The sequence below is a fragment of the Paraburkholderia sp. MM6662-R1 genome, from assembly GCF_050436245.1.
Taxonomy (GTDB): Bacteria; Pseudomonadota; Gammaproteobacteria; order Burkholderiales; family Burkholderiaceae; genus Paraburkholderia; species Paraburkholderia tuberum.
The window spans coordinates 871,941-891,210 of sequence record NZ_JBNDLV010000004.1; the positions used below are offsets into that span (position 1 = coordinate 871,941).

Consider the following 19,270-nt stretch of genomic DNA (forward strand, 5'->3'; position numbering starts at 1 on the left):
CTTCAGGCGCGCGTTTCACCGAGCGGTCAGTGGTCCTTCACTCAGCCTTCGTCGTCTTCCTCGTCGCGCTCGTTCGCGCCGTTCTTCGTGGGCGGCGCATTGCGATTGCGGAAATCCTTCGAGTGCAGGCCGTGCTTTTTCAGCAGCATCTGCAAGTGCGAGCGATTCATATCGATGCGCCGCGCCAGTTCGGCGACGGTCCCGCTGACTTCACGCAGTCCGCGTTCGAGGAACGCTTTTTCGGCGTCGTCGCTGGCCGCCCGCTTCGCGTCGCTCAACGACATCAGATTCGCGACGCTGATCGGCTGCTCGCCGCTCGCCTGCCCGCCCTCCGCCTGCGCCGCCGCTGAACCGGGTGCGGCGGGTCGCATATCGAGCGGCAAATGCTCGATGTCGGCCATGTCTGCAGCCAGACACGAGATGCGGTACATCACGTTGCGCAATTCGCGAATGTTGCCCGGATACGCGTAGCTCAATAGAAAGTCCCGCAAACGCGGCGTCAACCTGACTGGCCGGCGTTTCAGCGTGCCCGCCGCTTCGTCGCAGAACCACGCAATCAGCAACGGAATTTCGTCGCGCCGTTCGCGCAGCGGCGGCAACGTCACGTGAATCACGCTGAGCCGGTAGAACAGATCCTCGCGGAACCGGCCTTCCTCGCTGAGCTTGCGCAGATTGCGATTGGTCGCCGCGACGATGCGCGTATCGACCGCGATCGTTTCGTCGGAGCCGACGCGTTGAATCTCGTGCGCCTCGAGCACACGCAGCAGCTTGACCTGGCCCGCGAGCGGCAACTCGCCGATTTCGTCGAGAAAGATCGTGCCCGTATGCGCGCTTTCGAATTTTCCCTTGCGGTCGCTCGACGCGCCGGTGAATGCGCCCTTGCGATGCCCGAAAAGTTCGGATTCGAGCAGATTGTCCGGAATCGCGCCGCAGTTCACCGAAATGAACGGCTTGTCCGCACGCGCGCCATTCGCGTGAATCACTTTCGCCATCAGCTCCTTGCCGGTGCCGCTTTCTCCATCGATCAACACCGGCAAATCGGTTGGCGCCGCTTTTTCCGCGATTTCGAGCGATTCGAGCAAACGCGGGTTGTCGCCGAACGTGCCCTCGAAAATGAAGCTGCGTTCGAGTAGTGCCTTGCGGCGCGCACCGCGCGATTGCTCCGCGCTCGTCTGCGGCTCGCCCGCGGTGGCCGCCTGCACGAAGCGCTCCTTGTGCGAAAGCTGCATCACTTCGTCGCGCAACGACGTGGCTTGCCTCAGCAGCTTGTCGATATCGGCGCGTTCGAGCCGCGACGACCAGCGCAACGTGGAGCGCAGGATCTCGATCCGCTCGATCAGTCCCGCGTACGATATCGCGGGGCTCGCCTCTTCAATCTGGTCGAGTATCTTCATCATGATGCACTCAACTGTTTCTGCACGAGCTGATAGTACATGCCGCCGCGCTGGATCAGTTCCTCGTGACGGCCCTGTTCGACGATCGCGCCTTCATACAGCACGAGAATCTTGTCCGCGCGCATGATCGTGCTGAGCCGATGCGCGATGATCACCGCCGTGCGGCCCTTCAGGATGTCGTGCATATTGCCGAGAATATTGCTTTCCGATTGCGAGTCGAGCGCCGACGTCGCCTCGTCGAACACGAGCAGACGCGGATCGTGATACAACGCACGCGCAATGCAAAGCCGCTGGATTTGACCGCCCGACAAACCGATGCCGCGCTCGCCGACGATCTGCTCATAACCGAGCGGCATCTTGCTGATGAAGCCATGCGCGTCGGCCATTTTCGCGACTTCCTCGATGCGGCGGCGCTCCGGCGCGTCGTCGCCGCTTGCGATGTTCTCGGCGATCGTGCCCGAGAACAGCAGATTGCTTTGCATCACGTAGCCGATTTGCGCGCGGAAATAAGTCTTGTCGATCACGCCGGAGTCATAGCCGTCGATCGTTATTTTCCCTTCGCTCGGCTGATAGAAGCCAACCAGCAGCTTCGCGAGCGTGGTTTTTCCCGACCCGCTGCGCCCGACGATCGCGACCAGTTCACCCGGCTTGATATCGAAGCTGATGTTCTCCAGCACATAAGCGGAATCCTCTTCGCCATAGCGGAAGTACACGCCTTGCAGGCTGATCTCGCCTTGCAGCTCCGGCAGCATCACGCGCGAGGGCAAATCCTGCGGCTTCTGTTCGGGCTCGATATCGAGCACATCGCCGAGCCGTTCCATCGCGACACCCGCATCGTTGAGCATGCTCCACAAGCCGACGAGACCCATCAGCGGACTCAATACGCTGCCCATGAATGCATTGAACGCGATCAGCTGACCGATCGTCAATTCACGCGCGAGTACCAGATTCGCGCCGACCCAAAGAATCGCAATCGTCGTTGCCGCATTCAGCAATTGACTGCCGAAGCCGACCAGAATATTGAATGCGTGCGCGCGATACTGCAATTCGAGCGCCTTTGCGTATTTCTTCTCCCAGCGCAACCGTACCGGCCGCTCGATGCCCATGCCCTTGACGGTCTCGACGCCGGACAGAGCTTCCATCAGGAACGACTTCGCCTCGGTCGACGCCGTGAAGACCTCGCGGGCGTAGCCCTTGATCTTCGGCGTCGCGATCACCGTGAGTCCCATGATCGGAATCACGAACGCGATCAACACCAGCGTCATCTTCACGTTGTACACGAACATGATCGTGAAGTAGATGAAGATCATCAGCAGATTCAGCGCGGTCGTCACGGTGGATTCGGTCAGGAACGCGCGGATCGTCTGGTTTTCCTGAAAGCGCGCGAAGATATCGCCGGTCTTGCGCTTCGCGAAGAACGAGAACGGCAGCGACAACGTATGCTTGAAGAACTGCGACATCATCGCGAAGTCCATGTTGCGAACCATGAAGTTCGCCAGATACGCGCGAATCGTCGACATCAACTGCGTGAAGACATTGGAGATGATGAGCCCGCCGATCAGCATATGCAGCAGACTGACGTTCTGATGCACGATCACGCCGTCCAGAATGTTCTGAATGATCAGCGGTGGAATCACGCCGAGCACCTGAATCACGAAGGTCGCCAGAAACAGATAGCCGAGTATCTTGCGGTACGGCTTCAGATAGCCGACAAAGCGAATCCACGGCGAGCGCTCGGCCGACATCTGCAGCAGCTGCGATCCGCCGGTAAACAATAGGCAGGTGCCGCTCCACCCGCGTTCGAAATCTTCGACGCTCAGCTTTCTGAAACCGAGTGCCGGGTCCGCCATCCAGACATAGTCTTTCGACAGCCCGTACACGACCACGTAGTGATAGCCCTCCCAATGCACGATGAACGGCAGATCGAAGCCGCGCAGCGAATCGAACGTGCATTGCACGCCGCGCGTCGTGAAGCCGAGCGACTCGCCCGCGCGCGCGAGGCTGTCGAGCGTCGCACCCTGCGTCGTCACGTTCGCGAGTTCGCGCAATTTGCCGAGCGTCATCGGAATGCCGTAATGGCGGCAGATCATCGCGAGACACGCGGCGCCGCAATCCATCTCCTCGGCCTGCTCGACGAGCGCGAAACGCCGGATGATCTTCTCGCCGAGTTCCGGTTTGCTCTGCAGGTCGAGCATCAACGGCAGCTTGCGCCGCTGTTCGAGCCGCTTTTGCCGCTGTAATTCGCGGTCGCCATAGCGGATGCGCTCGTCGAGCACTTCTCGCAGTTTCGGATTGCGCTCGAGAATGAAATGAACGGTGCGCTCGGGGATGACCAGCAGCCGCGTGTCGGTGGTTGCAACGACCGATGCCATCTGTTCCTGGCGCATCAGGCACGCCTTCTCGCCGAATATCTCCCCTTTGCCGAGCGTCGCGAGCGTATAGTCGTGGCCCTCCTCCTGCCGCACGATGCGCACCTGGCCTTGCCGCACCACATAAAGCCGCCTGTCGTCGCGGCCGTCCTGTTTCAGAATCTCCTTGCCGGCAGCGACCCGTTTTGCGCCGACGCTGCGCACGTACTCTTCGAGTTCCGCCTTGTTCAGCTTGCCGCGCAGATCGAACAATTGCGCGACGAAGCCCCCGGCCGAATTGATCGCCACATAGCTGGCGACGAACGCCAACGCGGCGGCGTTGCCCGCCATCACCGGTTCGATCGCGCTGCGCGGAAGGAACAGCACTTCGGTCTTGCCCGACGAACGTACCGACGCTTCGTGAACGTACGAGCGCAACATCGCAATGTCGGCAAAGATCTCGCCCGACTTGCGCACGCCCATGCTGGTTTCCTTGCCGTGCTCCTCGGAGAAGATGCGTACCGTGCCCGAGCGGATCACATAGAGACCTTCGGCCACGTCACCGGCCGAGCACACCGTTTCGCCAAACGGATAGAACTTTGCCTGCGCGTACTCGGCAAGCCGCTCGATTTCGTCGCGCGAGAACGGCGACAGGATCTCCACCGAAGCGAGAAATTCGGCGGTGGAAGGCGCGGATGGCGCGGTCTGGAGGGCGTCCATGTATCGGTGAGCCTCGCTTTATCGGGCGCTAGTCGGGCACTAGCGCGCTTCGATCACGTGTTCCTGGGCGCGGGCAATGAGCCAGCTCTCGCGCAGCAAACGGCGGATTTCGGTGGCCACGTCGGCATCGAGCGTGGCCGGATATTTGGCCGTGACCGCGAAGATCTCGAAACACGAACGGTCGGCCGACGGAAACGGCCCAAGCAGATCGCCGACCGCCGCATTGAAGATCTTCGCCTCGATATCGGGCTTCAGCGAACCGCGCAGTACCTTGCCGATCACGCCGCCCGACTCGCGCGTATCGGCAATCGAATGCTCGCGCGCCATCTCGCCGAAGGCGTCGGGGTCGTCGTGCAGGTACGAGATCATTTCCTTCGCCTTGCCTTCGCTATCGAGCACGATATGGCTGACTTCGATCGCGTCGAACTTCGGTGAATTCAGCGCGAAGTAATCATGGATCGCCGCCTCGTTACCGATGTTGTCGAGCATCTTCTCCTGATAAAGCCCGTCGGTAATGAACGCCTCGAATTCGTCGAGGCTCACGTGCAGCGCGTCGAGATAATGATTCATGTCCGCCGCGCGATGCAGGCCGCGCACGCGGCGAAACTGGTCCGCGCGCTGCTGGATTTCGTCGGCGCTGACGGCGACGCCCTGCTTCTTCGCCGCATGGACGGTAAGCTTGTCGCGCACGATCTGCTCGACCAGGCTCTCGAACTGGCCGGTCAGTTTCAGAAGACGAATGAACTCGTCCACGTCCACGACTTCATCATCGATACGCACTATCGCGGTCATTTGCTCGGCTCCTTTCGTGGATGTTTGATTCGCGCGCTCAACCCGCCACCTCTCTGAACGGATCGAGACCGAGGTCGATCAGGCGCCGCTCGCGCACGACGATTTCCGCATTGGCGGTCATGCCGTAACGCAGCGGATAACGCGTGCCGGCCACCTGGTAGTAGTCCTTGTCCAGCGTGACACGGCCTTCGTAGACCGGTTGCTTGTCCTGCGCGGATGGCTTCGTGGCCGGCGAGATATAGGCGAGCGTGCCGCTGATCAACCCGTAGCGCTGGTAAGGAAACGCGTTGAACTTCAATTTGACAGGCAGCCCGACGTGCAGAAAGGCGCGGTCGTGTTCGGAGATTTCGATCTTCAGCACGGGCCGCGCGTCTTTTGGCGCAATGCCGCCGAGCGGTGCATTCGCCTGAATCTTGTCGCCGCGCTGCGTCGACGTGACGTCGGTGATCACGCCTGAAACCGGCGCGAGAATCAGCAGAAAATTGTCTTTATCGATGTTCTCGAAACGCACCCGCGCGGCGGCATCGGCTTCGAGGCGCGCGCTTTGCAGTTGCACGCGCAGTTTGTCTTCCGCATCGGTGATGTCGCGCACCGCCTGATCGTATTGCAGCTGCAGATCGGTGCTTTGCTGGCCGCTCGTCGCCAGTTGCGCATTGGCCTGCGCGTATTCATGGCTCAGACGAAAGTCGAGCTCGGCCAGCTTCGACTGGGCGACACGGTAAGCGTTATCCGCTTCGAGCGCGGCCGTGCGTTTCTGCTCGACCTGTAATTCGGCAATGCCACCGCCGCCCGGCTGCGCGAACAGCCGCGAATAGCGATCGAGTTCCTGATTCGCCGCTTCGCGCGTGCGGCGCGCGTTGTCGAGCGAGCTGCGCGCTTCGTCGAGTTCGGCCTTCTGCCCTTCGGCAAGCTTCGTCGTGCCTTCTGAAACGCGATTCTCGTGCAAGCGCTCCTCGACTTCGAGTTGCGCCTTCAACGACGCGGCCTTGCGTTCCATCAACGCCTTCTTCTCCGGGAACTGCTTCCATTCGCGTTCGGCGTCTTCGAGCTTCACTTGTGCCTGTAACGCGTTGCTCGCTGCCTCGATCGCGCCGCGCGCATTGAGCCGCGCGAGCACGTCGCCTTTCGACACCGGCTGCCCCTCGGCGATATACAGATCCGCGAGTTCGCCGTCGATCGGCGTATAGATGCGCCGCACCTCCGATTCCGGCGCCAACGTGCCGGGCGCGCTGACGATCACATCCGCGCGGCCGACGAACGACCACAGCAAACCCGACACGACGAGCGCGACCATTGCCCAGATCAGCGCGCGCGCAAGCCGCACCGGCTCGGACGTCAGAATCGCAATGCCTTCGACGCTATGATCTTCGAGCGCCTCCGACAACGGTCTAGGGTGAGGATCGCGTTTCACTCTGATCGCCTCCAATCAACGCGAGCTTCGCTTTCAGCAGCCCAGGGTCCAGCACCATGCGCAACTCGGTCAACGAGCGGCGCTGCAAACTCGCTTCGGCTTCGATATCCGCGAGCAGGCGATCGAAGTCGGCGGGATGATCGGCCTTCAACTGCGTATAGATGCGCATGCCCTGGCGTGCCGCCGTCTGCGCCTCACTCAGCAGACGCGCCTCGTTGCGAAAGCCCGGCGAGATGCCGGCTTCGAGCCGCTGCGTGCCGCCGATCGGGCCGTTCGCGCGGTACGCTTTCCACAGGCTTTGCGCGCGCACCAGCAGATCTTGCGCATGCGCGAGTGCCTTGTCATGCAATGCGGCCACGTCTTTCTGGATCGCCTGCACGAACCATGCGTCGGTCCGCGGATCGAGGCTCGCGTAGAACGACAGCAGACGCTGGTCGTAATCTTTCCCGTCACGCGTTTTCCGCAGATCGTCGTATTGATCGGACAACGCCTGCTTGTGCGTCGCTTCGGCCGCGAGCACATCGGACCACGGGCTCGCCGGCATCGACTGCAAATCGTTCAGCGCCTGCTGCGCGTCGCCGCGCTGCCACGCGGCATCGACCGCGTCCTGCCGTTGAACGATGTCCGCCGACGGCAAGCGCGTCGCCGCAAGCTGCTGGAATTGCGCCTGAAAAGGCGGCGTGCTGAAGCGCACCGTTTTCATCATCGCCAGCAATGACGTCAATTGACGGCTCAACGCGGCATTCAGCAACCCGGTGTATTGGCGCAAATCGTCGCGCACTCTATCGAGCCCCGCGAGCCGCGGATAACGCTGCGCGTAATCGTCGAGTACCGGCGGCAGCGCGTCGGGTTTGTCGCGCGAAAGTTCGGTATGAATTACGCCATTGAGCCGATCGATCGCGGCGACGTACACCGAATCGTCGCTTTCGAGCTTGCGCAGATGGCTGAGCGTGTGTGCGTAGGGCTCCGCGAAGACCGGCACGTAACTCGCAATCCGATCGAGCGCGCGCTGGTGACTCGCCGCGTCGTCGTCCCAGCGGTGCAGCAGACCGTTGATCGTCGCTTCGTCCGTATACATGCGGATCGGCGCGTCGACGCCGCCACGCGCCGCGACGAAGCGTTCGAGATCGCCGACCCATTGCAATTCGCCGACCAGCGACGCGGCCTCGGCGTCATTTCCGCTCAACGCCCTCATGTTCTTCAGCAGCGTGTCGGCCTGGTCGAACTGCGCTTTTTGCACGGCTTCGATCCAGCCCGGCAAGTTCGCTTTCAACAACGCCTCGCTCGCGAGCGCGCTGATTTTCGTGTCCGCCGGATGCGTGGCCAGATAGCCGCGCGCCATCGTGAGAGCGCTCGAGTAATCACCGCTCGCGAGCAGGCTCTTCAACTCCCGTTCCGATGAACCGTGCAGATAAAGGCCCACGCCAAGCGCAACCACGATCGCGATACCCGCTGCGCCCCATGCCGCCGCGCGCCGCACATTGGTGCGCTCGCCGTCCGCTAACGCCTTGTGGAGTTCGTCGGCGACCATCTTCCAGCGACGCGGCTTACCTCTTGCCGCGCTGTTAGCTTTGCCGCTTCTTTCGTTCGCGCCGTCTCTCGTATCGGCGGGATGCCCCGCCTGCGCACCTTTGGCGCCCTGCGCGCCATTTGCCGTCCCTACTCCGTCACGCTTCGCGCGCGCGGAGCCCGGCTGCGCCGCTTCATTCACTTCGTCTTCGCGTTGCAGCGCCGGATCGACGCAAAAGATGTCGAGAAACGAATGCGCAGCGCCGACGAAGGTCGTCTTGTCGGCATCGGCGGCACTGTCGACAGCGGGCTGAAGAGAGAGCTGGGTCACGGTGGGTTCGACGTCGGCGGAGTCCTGTAGCGACACCCTGTAGACGAAGTGGTCGCCGCCAAATGCAACGACGTCGCCCTCCGCCAGTGCAAGCGCCGATTCGCCGATCCGCTGTCCATTCACGAACGTGCCGTTGGTGCTGCCGAGATCCTCGACATAGAGCTCGCCGCCCTTCAGAAACAGGTGCGCATGGCGCCGGGAAATGTAATTGACCTGATGCGGATACCGGTCTTTGTAGCGCGAGAAAACCTCGTCCGTTTTACTGACCAGAAATGGAAAAGCCAGCACGTCGACCGGTTGCAGACCCAGGTCATCGCGCTGCGGCACCAGCAATAGATGAATGAGGGGAGAAGCGCTTCCACCCGTGACGACGCGCGCGCGCGGCTCGATGCCGACGCGATAGCGCAGTTCACCGCCAAAGCAGAGTTCATCGCCGGCGCGTACACGCGCGGGGGTTTGTCGCACCGCGATGCCGTTGACCGTCGTGCCGTTCTTTGCTGCCGAGATCGGCAACATAAATCGCGCCATGCTCGATGAAAACGCGCGCATGTCGGCGCGAGAGAGCGGCGGTCCATGGTGCGGGATAGTCGCTGAACGGCGCTTCGATGCGGCCGATGGCGAACAGGTTGTCGACGATGCGAATGGCGTCGAGCGCGGGGCGCTGCGCGCAGGCAACCGGTGACAACACCACGTCGAAGGCAGCGTCCACTGTCACGCGCATTTCAGCAATCGGAGCTTCGCCGGTGGCCATTTTATCTGGATCGCTAAGCGTTTACCTGCCGCGGCGGGAACGCGGGGCGAACTGGACGAAGGACAACGGCGCAACGATATTGTCGTGAAGAGCCACGCAAACGCTGACCCCTAAAGGATTGTAAGTCACGCATCGAGAGTGTCAATTTGGATATCGCCGGATGAGAAGACCGCGGATAAGCCGTCAGCCGACGAAATACCCGCGCGGTACGCCAACTCGTGGATTAGCTCAATGTTTCGTTACTTCTCTTTGACCTGCGCTTGCACGTCGACACCGGGCCATCCGCCGCCGAGCGCCTTATAAAGCGTTACCGTGTCGGACAGAATCAATTGGTGGTTTTCCAGCAACGCCTGTTGCGCCTCCAGCAAGGTCCGCTCGTCTTCGAATACTTCGAGCTGCGACACGACGCCAAGGCGCAGTTGCGACTGGATCTGATCAGCGACGATCTGCAGGCGCGACACCTGCTGCTGCAATTCCGCGTGCTGCGCCTTATGGGCACTCAGATTGACGAGCGCGTTCTCCACTTCCTCGAACGCGCCCATCACGGCCACGCGATATTGCTGCTCGGCGACTTTCGATTGCGCCTCGGTCACCTTCACATGTGCGCGCACGCCCGGATCGAACAGCGGAAAATTGATGCTCGGCATCAGGCCGAACGTGAACGACTTCAGCAACTGGTTAAGCGCGTAACTTGCCGTGCCGCCTTGCGCGGTGAGGCCGATGCTCGGCAATTGCGCGAGCTTCGACTGACCGACGAGGTCATAGGCCTCGAGCACCCTGAATTCGGCCGCCACCACGTCGGGGCGGCGCGACAGCAATTGCGCGGGCAAACCATCGGGCACGCCCGGCAATTTCACGCGCTCCTGTAAATGGCCCTGCGGCACATGGAATTCGCCGGCCGGCACGCCGAGCAAGGTGCATAGCGCGTTGTCGGAGACCGCCCGCGATCGGCGCAGATCATAGAGATCGTTGGTGAGCCGGTTGATCTCCGCCTGCTGGCGCAACACCTGCGTTTGCGGCACGAGCCCATTGCGCGCCTGGCCTTCGTAGATCGCCAGGATTTGCTTGTTCGTGGCGATGGTCTTTTGCTGCTGTGCGATCTGGTCGTCGAATTGCAGGATCTGGAAATAGGTACTGGCCACATTCGCGACGAGTTCGAGATACCCCGCGCGCCAATCCGCCTCGCTCGCGTGGAATTCGGCCTTTTGCGCCTGCACGCCTTTTTCGACCTTGCCCCAGATGTCGATGTCCCAGTTCACCTGCAGCGCGAGGTTGTACGTCTTCGTCAAAGGCTGGCCAGTCGTCTTCGTGTAGTCGGCGCCGGCACCGAGGTCCGCGGTCGGCAACGCGGCCGCGCCTGTCTCGCTGATCTGCGTGTGCGCGACTTCGATACGCGCGGCCAGCACCCGGATATCGAAGTTGCCGTCGATCGCCTTGTCGATCAGCGTATCGAGGTACGGGTCCTGGAAGCCCTTCCACCAGTCGCGCTCGATCGTCTCCGCGGCCGATACCGGCGCGCCATTGCGATCCGACCACGATGTCTTGGCCGGCGTGTCCGGGCGTCGATAAGCCGGCATGCTGACGTCGACGCACGCGCTCACTGCCAAAGCGCACATCGTTGCCGCGCAGATCCCGCGCAGTACACGGGCTATGCGACGAGGAGTCCTGGCTTCAGCAGGAACCCGCTGAAGGTCCAGCGAATCACACGACGAATCGAACGATGATTCCGGCAATGCTGACACGGTGGTCTCCAGTTGCACCCGCCTGTTTCGCGCGAGATGCCCGGTTTTTCAGCCCGAGCCGCTTCCGCGCGGCTTCGGCAATGAAGCTGCGGAAAAGTCGATGCGGGGAGCGGCGGATACGCGAAGGATGCGTGGAAAGGACGATTGGATTAGCGGTCTTTTTGAGCGATGCGCCTGTTGGGGCACGCACACGCGGCCGCCCCGGGCCGCGCGTGCGCCGCTCACTACCCGTTGTTGACGTTGCTCGAGTAAATGGTCGGTTGGATGTAGGTGGTCGTACCGCTGACCAGCGCCGAGTCGTTGCCGTTCGCGCTCTGGATGTTCATTTCCGTGTTGATCATCTGCGTCGTGGAGACGTTCTTGATGCTGGTCGGCGCATAGACGGGCGCATAGCTGAGGTACGACGGCATCGAATAGTAGCCGTTGCCACCGCGCACGGCGCTCATCGCCTTGCTGTCGAGTTGTTCGGTGTTGGACAGGTCCTTGATCATCAGCGTGTTCATGGCAAATCTCCTGGGAATGGGAAAGCGCATCGTGGTGCGTCGGGTTCGAGCAACTTGTCTGCTCGGGCGCTACTGATGCATGGCCTATGCCAGGAGTGCCTTGCTTTCGTCATTCGCGTCCTGAACGCCTTGTAGCAAAGACCAGGAAGATCGGACCCGCTGTCCCGACGCTGACGAGCGGCACAGCGAGACCAGTGAATGGTGGATCGCAGCCAACAGCGCGCGCGACATTGTTGGCTGCTCGATGACAGTCAGCGCGCGATCACCGTGATCTTCTTCGAATACACCGGCGGGTTGTGCGGCATATGCATGTCGTCGCCCATCAACAGCTGCAGCGTATGCTTGCCCGGCGGCAATGAAATCATCGTTTCCGTTTCGCCCGCGCCGAAATGCAGATGATGGCGATCCGAGGGTATCTCCTGATCCATCGGCGGCAGATCGGTATCGATCAGAAGATGATGGTGGCCTGTGTTCGGGTACTTCACGCCTTTCGGCGCGACCCCCATGAAACGCAGACCGAACCACACGCGAAACGGTTTATTGGCGGGCACCACCTGGCCATCGTTCGGATAGCCGATATACGCGTAGGCGCCGGGCGGCGACGGCGTCGCTGCCCACGCGCCCTGCGGCGCGGTCGATACCGTCAGCGCCGCTGCGACGAATGCCGCGGCCGCAATGATCTTCTTCATCAGGACTCTCCGTTCCGGCTTGACCGGTTCGAACGAACGGACCGCGTTAGTTCTTTAGCACGGTGATGGTGATCTTCTTCGAATACACGGGCGGTACGTGCGGCACGTGATTATGGTCGCCGAGAATCAGCTGCAGCGTGTGCTTGCCGGGCGGCAACTCGATGCGCGCGTCGGTTTCGCCCGCGCCGAAATGCAGGTGCTGGCGATCCGATGGAATCTCCTGATCGAGCGCGGGCAAATCCGTGTCGATCAGAAGATGATGGTGGCCGGTATTCGGAAACGCGACGCCCTTCGGACACACGCCCATATTGCGCAGCCCCATGCGCACCCACAACTTGCCGCCGTGAATCACCGCGCCATCCGACGGCCAGATGATGTACTCCTCGGCCCCCGGCGGAGACGGCGTCTGCTCGGCGCGCGCAATGCCGCCAGTGCCGATACCGAGGCAGACCGCGACGAGCGTCGCGCACACCGCCGCGCGTAATCCGCCGCGACGCGCTTGCGCCGGATCACGACTGCCGAAAAGAAAGGAAACACGGGTTCTTCGCATAGCGCACTCTCCCGAACAGGAGTCATGGCTGGGGCCCGGCTATCGATGACAATCCGGGTGTTCGAGCGGCATGTCGCGGGTCGAAACCGGCAGGCAGCCCACCTAGTTAAAACGACCGAGTGACGTGACTTTCTGAATCAGCTTAGGACGTAACTTGCCAAAAAGATACGCAATGCTCGTTAACCGTATGACGCGTTAAGGACTCCCGGACAGTTGTGACGCAAAGCGCGTGCTATCGTTAATAAAGAGCGCGGGCAGCGCGAGCCTGGTGCACGAATGCCTGAACTCTGTCCGGTACAAACGGGATATAAAGATGTGGCGACGATTCCTGCTGGTGTGCATGGTTGGGGCAATCCAGGCGCAGTGGGACGGTGCCGGTGCCGCGACGCAACGTGAAAGCATCGAGCCGAGCCCGGCTTGGGTAGCGAGTCATCCGGCGCGGCCGGCGGACACCGCTTTGCTCCTTTCACCCTTTGCTTCGTCACGCGACGACACGCATTCGCGGCGTGTCGCGCTCGTGATCGGAAATGGCGAGTACGGTGACGCCACTAACCCGATCCGCGCCAACGCGCCGCGCGACGCCGAATCGATCGGCGCTGCGCTCCGTGCGCGTGGCTTCGAAGTCATCACGCGCACGAATGCTACGCCGCCGCAAATGCGCGCGGCCATCGACGAATTTCAACGACGATTGCAAACAGGCGATATCGGAGTGTTCTATTTCGCCGGACACGGCATGCAGGTAGGCGCACAAACGCTGCTTTTGCCGGTGGGACTCGATGCGCGAGGCGATATCCGCGCGCCGGTGTCGCTACTGAATAACGGCGTCGATCTGAATACCGTTTTGCATGCGATGCAATCCGCCCGTGCCGGCCGGCTCAATCTCGTGATTCTCGATACGTGCCTCGACAATCCATTTGCCCCCGCCGCGGTTGCGATCGATAAACCGAGGATCGCTGCCAACACCGTGATTGCCTATGCAACCGCACCGGGCGGTTTCGCGGCGGACGGTCCGCGGCATGGCGTCTATACCGATGCCTTGCTGCAAGCGCTCAACGACGCCGACGCATCGTCTCGATCGCTCGCCGCGCTGTTCCGACAGGTCGGCGCCGAAGTACGCGCCGCTACACGCGGAACGCAGCAACCCTGGCTCTCTGTCGCGCGGTCATCCATTCCCACAAGTGGCGAAGGCGCTATCGAGTCGTCGAATACGTCAGAGCGTCGCGCCATCACGCCGCGCAGTCGCGGCATCATGCCCAAGGAAAGCGGCGAACAATACGAAATCACGTTCTGGGATTCGATCAAGGACAGCAACTACCCAGCCGATTACGAGGCTTATCTGAAGGCCTATCCGAATGGCCGCTTCGCCACACTCGCGCATGCGCGTATCGATCGATTGCGCGCGGCGGCATCGACTCCCGCGGTGAGTGCCGCGCCGGCTGCACCGCCAGCCGCGCCCGCGACGCAGAGCGGTCACGTCGCGCCACCCACGCCGCCTGCCCAGGTCATGCATCCCGCGACGCAAGCCAGCGCAGCCGCGCCGCCGCCGCGCCCCGCTGCCGCGCCATTCGCCGAAAAGACCGTCGCCCATCCACCGACGGCCGGTGAAATCCGCGACTGCGCGGCCTGTCCGGTCATGGTCGCGGTACCCGCCGGCTCGTTCGCAATGGGCAGCAATACCGACGATCCGTCGGAAAAGCCCGTGCATCACGTGAGCATCGGCGCGCCCTTCGCGATCGGTAAATTCCCCGTGACGGTCGAGCAATGGAACGCGTGCGTCGCCGCGCGCGCCTGCCAGAAGCTGACGCCGGAGAGCAATAGCATCAAGACCGCACCCGCGCGCGATCTCAGTTGGGACGACGCGCAGCAGTACGTCAAGTGGCTCGCCAAAACGACCGGCAAACCGTACCGTCTGCCGACCGAAGCCGAATGGGAATACGCGGACCGCGCCGGCACCACGACCGCGTACTGGTGGGGCGAGCAGATGCGCAAGGGCAACGCCAATTGCAAGGACTGCGGCGACCCGTGGCACAAGGAAGGCCCGGAAAACGTCGGCACGTTCGCCGCGAATCCGCTGGGTCTGTACGACATGAACGGCGGCGTCTGGGAGTGGACCGCCGACTGCTGGCACAACACCTATCAGGGCGCGCCCGTCGATGGCCACGCGTGGGACTCGCCCGGCTGCGAGATGCGCGCGATTCGCGGCGGCTCATGGCGCGAAGGCGGCGACTACATGCTCAGCGCGACGCGCTTCAAATACAGCGCGGGCGTGCGCCAATCGCAGAACGGTTTTCGCGTCGTCAAGGATCTGCACTAAAAGCCGTGTCGATTGGCTCCCTGACGGATCATCGCGTCGCGGGTTTGGTCGTAATCGGGGCGAAGTCCGCCAACAGGCGATCCTGCCCGTATTGACCGCCAATCTGCTTGAGCCGGGTCTCGAGCGCGCGCAGATAAACAGCGCGCGCTTCGCTTTCCGGGCGCAGCTTGTCGAACAGCGGCACCGGCGTCACCACCAGCACCACCATTTCCGAGCCGAACGGCTTCGATACGGTCCAATCGCCCGCATTGCTGCCGATCGTGTACGGACCGCCGTTCGCCTGCATCTGATTGTCCGGCCACAGACGACTGGGCACCATGTGCACGACGTGGCCGTCTAGCTGGTAGTAGTCGACGGTCGCAAAGGAATCGAACGGCGGCGCTTTCAGGTCGACCACCAGCGAGTCGTTCTCGGTCAGAAAACCGCTTGGCGGACGCATCTGCAGCGACGCCACGCGCCCCGCCTGCCAGTTGCGCACCAGAAACGGCGCGAGCGTTTTGACGAAGTCGCATTTATCGTCGGCGAGCGGCCGCACGTCTAGCGAAACCGTATCGACGCCAGGCAGCGCCGCCAACGTCTCCTTCAGATGCGCGGCACCGTATCGCTGCGACAGGAAACCGCGTACCGTCAGTGCGTGGTCCTGCACCGCGCCCGATAGAGCCGAACAGGGCACCTGGGCAAGCGTGGGCGTGATCGCGGCGAGCGTCAACGCGGGCTTCGGCGCGGGCGCCGGCGTTGTCTGCGCGACATTCGTTGCAGGCGCGACAGCGGACGCCCCAGCCGCCCGATCGACCTGATCGCCCTGCGATCGCGCCGCCTCGGTTGGCGCGGCTTGGTGCCGGCTGGACCCCGAGCGAAAAGCGAACACGCCCACGGTGACCGCGCACACGACGGCGAGGCCTGCGAGCCCTACCCACGCGAGCGTCCCGGACTTCTCCGCGCGCGCTTCATTGTCGAACTCGGCGATAAAGCGCACGACGCTCGGTATCCGCGTATTGCGATCGAACGACAATGCGGCACGCAACGCGCGCCACTGTCGCGCATCGAGATTCGCCGGACGCTGCGGCTTGAAATCGGCATTGCGCGCCTGCGTGGCCGACAGGCGATCGAACGGATGATGTCCCGTCAGCAGCTCGTACGTGATGCAGCCAAGCGCGTAGATATCGTCGCGCGGGTCCGGCTCGCGATGCTCGATCATCTCCGGGCTCGCATAGGCCGGCGTCAACGCGCCGAGACTGCCGGGATCGAACACCGTCGCGTCGCTCTCCTCTTCAGGCCGCTGGAATACGCGCGCGATGCCGAAGTCGATCACTTTCACTTCGGCATTCGTGGTCAAAAACACGTTCGCGGGTTTGAAATCGCAATGGACGAAGCCGCGCTCGTGCGCGTACGCGAGCGCCGCGCACATGCCGCGCACGATCGGCAGCGCGGCCCGCACCGGCATGCCCTGATAGCCCGGCGTGCGCAGCAGCTGGCTCAGGGGCTTGCCGCTCAGGTACTCCATCGTCAGATAGACGATCGGCCCGTCGCGGTCGAAGTCGTAGACGGTGATGATGTTGCGATGCGCGAGTACCTGCGCCTTGCGCGCCTCGCGCTGCAGCGCGACCAGCGAATTCGGATTGCCGCGAAACTGGACGTTCAGCACCTTGATCGCGAGATAGGGCTTGCGATCCGACGCTTCGAGCTTGCGCAGATCGAGCGCCTTGTACACGGTGCCCATGCCGCCCACGCCAAGGCACTCCTCGAGCACGAAGCGGTTGTTCAGCGTATCGCCGATGCCTTTGATGGTCTCGTGCGCGGCGCTGCCGGCAGTACTCGCGGCGCCCGCACTCCCAGCGCTCGACGAACGCAGCGACGGTAGATCGACCGTGGTCTGGATGCCGGTTTCCTCGCCACCCGCCGCGACGTTCGACACGCGCAGCAACTCGATGCGCCGCCGCACTTCCAGGTAGAGATCGTCGGGCAACGGCGACCGATGATGCGCGGCGTACAGCATCTCCAGCAGCCGCGTCGGACCGAGTTGCTCGGTCGCCAACGCGCTGTCGAGCTGCGCGACGAACTCGTCACGCGATAGCTCGCCGCTCTGGAAGTCGAGAATCACACGCGCAAGGCTAGCCATTTGTGCGAAGCACCGCCGTTGCCGCTGGACCGTGTCGCATGCGACCGACGCCACGCGGGTCGATAGAAAACCTGTCGTATCCAGTTACATGTGCCGTTTCGATACTAGCTCCCGGTCCGCGCTTTCGCAAACCAGGCAAACCAGGCATGAGCCGCGCGCCGCGCCGCGTGCTGGCTCGCGCAATGTCGTGCGCCATCCAACAGGGTCCGCCGCGATGTCGGACCGCGGCCACCGCTCCGAGCGCGTCAGCGTGCTTCGAGCTGACCGGCACGGTGGTCCCTCCACGCGCAAAACCCTTATACGACTGGGCTTCGCCGATTTCCTCAGGATCCTTGATTAATACTGGCACAACCTGTGCGTTAGTGATGTCCGAGCAAACGAATTGCTCGAAACCACTCGCAACACTGCGAACACTTCTTTCAGGAGACTCACCATGAAAACGCTGATGATCAAAGACCTGTCCGTCACCGAACAACTCGACAGCAAAGCCATGCAAGCCGTACGCGGCGGCTTCGGCCCGAGCAAGTACTACAGCTTCGCCCCGGTCTATGCGCCGACCAGCGTCAAGAACACCAGCACCACGCAACTGATCAGTAACGAACTGAACTTCCAGAACGCCAACGGCAACGATGTTGCGCTCGCCACCGGCATCACGTCGGACTTCTCGCCGTATATCAATTCGAGCAACAGCAACCACTAATAGTGCATGGTGCGGCGAGGCGCCCGCAGCCGCGGGCCGCTTCGCCGCGAGCCATTCATGTCCGCTTTCCGTACGTCTTTGGAGAAACGCCATGTCATCCCTCATGATTCGCGATCTGTCCGGCACGCGCGAACTCGACCGCCGGGCCATGTCCGGGATCGCCGGCGGCACCGGCAGCAACGTGCCCATGCCTTCGGGCCTTGGTGGTCTCGGCAGCCTTGCCGGCATCGCCAACGTCAACGTCAACGTCAACGTCACTCAGAATCTGGCTCAGCAGCAAATCGTCAACGTCGCAGCGCTCAATGACATCGGTTCGATCGGGCCAGGCGTCGTGCTGCCGCTGAAGCTGAAAGTCGACCCTATCCTGTCGGGCGCCAATTACTCCGCCGTGTAAGCCGGGGCAGCAGCGGGGGACTGGGGGTTCCTTCACTGCCGCGGCAACACCACGGCCATGCGCGCCGCGAACGGATTTCCTATACTGATAGTGCGTTGAGACCTCAGCACAACGAATGACACGCCGAACACATTCCGAGCACGGCGGCCGGCACCCGAACGGGTCTGGCCGCCGGAGCGTTTTTCTGGAGCCATCATGGCCAAGCTGAGCATCAAGGATCTGACCGAAAGCGTCGAACTGGACCGCGAGGCGATGGCCGCGATCGTCGGCGGCGCCCGTGTCGGCGCGCGCTCGAGTCTCGCCGCGCCGCTGGTGCCGGCCGCGATGCGCGTCGTCGAGTACCCGCCGGGCTTTCCGGCCGCGCATCTGCGTATCGCGGAAGCAGCTTCGCCGCGTAGACGCCAGCGCCGCTAGCATTCCTCGCCGGGGCGTTTCACCATCACGGCACGCGCATATGGCGCGTGCCGTTTCTGTTTGCGCTTGCGATTGAGTGTTGGACGCCTGAGTTCGCCGCGCGCGACGCTGCGCTGCGCCCCAACCATTCGCTCGTGACTCGTGGGACGCGCGCAAACACATCGACGCGCAATCGCGATCGTGTTCAGTGCGATTCAACGCGGCTATCGCGCGGATCCTTGCCAGGCTTCGCATCGCGGCCCCCGCTCCATGTTGGGGCGCACGTTCCCTCACATTGGCATAGGCCTTGCAGAAATCGATGCGGGCGCCGCACTGTGCTCGCCTTTCCACGTCAAGGAGAAATGCCATGAAAGCCACTGTGATCATCAAAGACCTGCCGCCCGGCGCGGGCGAGCCATCCGACGAGAAAACGCTGACCGCCGAACAGATGAAGACGCTGCGCGGCGGCCGCTCGGTAGTCGTCAAGGTGGACGGTGGCGGCACGGGTACCGTCGACGATTGGGACATCAACACCGCGATCTTCGAAGGCCGCATCAGCGGAACCTATCTATAGGACGCGCGACGTGTCCGCAATTGGAAAAACGGCACC

At 62.5% G+C, this 19,270-nt stretch carries 14 protein-coding genes and 1 pseudogene; 5 read left to right on the top strand and 10 right to left on the bottom strand.

The features are described from left to right. Positions 1-41: 41 nt before the first annotated feature. The 9 genes and pseudogenes from OKW39_RS33860 to OKW39_RS33900 all read right to left on the bottom strand — a co-directional run bounded on the left by OKW39_RS33860 (position 42) and on the right by OKW39_RS33900 (position 12,740). Positions 42-1,397, bottom strand: a complete 1,356-nt coding sequence (locus OKW39_RS33860) for a sigma-54 interaction domain-containing protein (protein ID WP_429564620.1) — start codon at positions 1,395-1,397, stop codon at positions 42-44. Continuing rightward, positions 1,394-4,462, bottom strand: coding sequence for a peptidase domain-containing ABC transporter (locus tag OKW39_RS33865; RefSeq protein ID WP_429564621.1), 3,069 nt, complete (start codon positions 4,460-4,462; stop codon positions 1,394-1,396). Before OKW39_RS33865 ends, OKW39_RS33860 begins: the two co-directional genes overlap by 4 nt. Before the next feature lie 39 nt (positions 4,463-4,501). Continuing rightward, complete coding sequence (locus OKW39_RS33870; protein ID WP_090807575.1) at positions 4,502-5,254, bottom strand: peptidylprolyl isomerase; 753 nt, start codon at positions 5,252-5,254, stop codon at positions 4,502-4,504. A gap of 37 nt (positions 5,255-5,291) precedes the next feature. Continuing rightward, positions 5,292-6,665, bottom strand: coding sequence for an HlyD family efflux transporter periplasmic adaptor subunit (locus OKW39_RS33875; protein ID WP_090807577.1), 1,374 nt, complete (start codon positions 6,663-6,665; stop codon positions 5,292-5,294). Further along, positions 6,643-9,256 (bottom strand): annotated as a pseudogene (locus OKW39_RS33880) (FHA domain-containing protein). Before OKW39_RS33880 ends, OKW39_RS33875 begins: the two are co-directional and overlap by 23 nt. A 239-nt stretch (positions 9,257-9,495) precedes the next feature. Continuing rightward, positions 9,496-10,872, bottom strand: coding sequence for an efflux transporter outer membrane subunit (locus tag OKW39_RS33885; protein ID WP_244144898.1), 1,377 nt, complete (start codon positions 10,870-10,872; stop codon positions 9,496-9,498). 350 nt (positions 10,873-11,222) lie between these two features. Further along, positions 11,223-11,501: a hypothetical protein gene (locus OKW39_RS33890; protein WP_429564622.1), complete on the bottom strand. Its 279-nt coding sequence runs from the start codon at positions 11,499-11,501 to the stop codon at positions 11,223-11,225. Between the two features lie 251 nt (positions 11,502-11,752). Then, the gene (locus tag OKW39_RS33895; RefSeq protein ID WP_090807583.1) at positions 11,753-12,190 is read right to left on the bottom strand and encodes a DUF4399 domain-containing protein; all 438 of its coding nucleotides are present in this window, start codon (positions 12,188-12,190) and stop codon (positions 11,753-11,755) included. Positions 12,191-12,236: 46 nt separating this feature from the next. Continuing rightward, positions 12,237-12,740, bottom strand: a complete 504-nt coding sequence (locus OKW39_RS33900) for a DUF4399 domain-containing protein (protein ID WP_090807584.1) — start codon at positions 12,738-12,740, stop codon at positions 12,237-12,239. Between the two features lie 313 nt (positions 12,741-13,053). Between OKW39_RS33900 and OKW39_RS33905 the strand changes: the two genes are divergently transcribed. After that, positions 13,054-15,054, top strand: a complete 2,001-nt coding sequence (locus tag OKW39_RS33905; RefSeq protein WP_429564623.1) for an SUMF1/EgtB/PvdO family nonheme iron enzyme — start codon at positions 13,054-13,056, stop codon at positions 15,052-15,054. A gap of 28 nt (positions 15,055-15,082) precedes the next feature. Here the strand turns inward: OKW39_RS33905 and OKW39_RS33910 are convergent, their stop codons facing one another. Then, positions 15,083-17,173: a protein kinase domain-containing protein gene (locus tag OKW39_RS33910; protein WP_429564624.1), complete on the bottom strand. Its 2,091-nt coding sequence runs from the start codon at positions 17,171-17,173 to the stop codon at positions 15,083-15,085. A 433-nt stretch (positions 17,174-17,606) separates the two neighbouring features. Between OKW39_RS33910 and OKW39_RS33915 the strand changes: the two genes are divergently transcribed. The 4 genes from OKW39_RS33915 (at position 17,607) to OKW39_RS33930 (ending at position 19,234) form a co-directional block, all read left to right on the top strand. Continuing rightward, complete coding sequence (locus OKW39_RS33915) at positions 17,607-17,873, top strand: hypothetical protein (RefSeq protein WP_090807590.1); 267 nt, start codon at positions 17,607-17,609, stop codon at positions 17,871-17,873. A gap of 91 nt (positions 17,874-17,964) precedes the next feature. Next, positions 17,965-18,267 carry a hypothetical protein gene (locus OKW39_RS33920; protein ID WP_090807592.1) on the top strand — a complete coding sequence of 101 codons (303 nt, stop codon included), beginning with the start codon at positions 17,965-17,967 and terminating at the stop codon, positions 18,265-18,267. A gap of 195 nt (positions 18,268-18,462) precedes the next feature. After that, positions 18,463-18,681, top strand: a complete 219-nt coding sequence (locus OKW39_RS33925; protein ID WP_184005151.1) for a hypothetical protein — start codon at positions 18,463-18,465, stop codon at positions 18,679-18,681. Positions 18,682-19,027: 346 nt separating this feature from the next. Continuing rightward, positions 19,028-19,234 carry a hypothetical protein gene (locus OKW39_RS33930; RefSeq protein ID WP_090807594.1) on the top strand — a complete coding sequence of 69 codons (207 nt, stop codon included), beginning with the start codon at positions 19,028-19,030 and terminating at the stop codon, positions 19,232-19,234. Positions 19,235-19,270 lie beyond the last annotated feature (36 nt).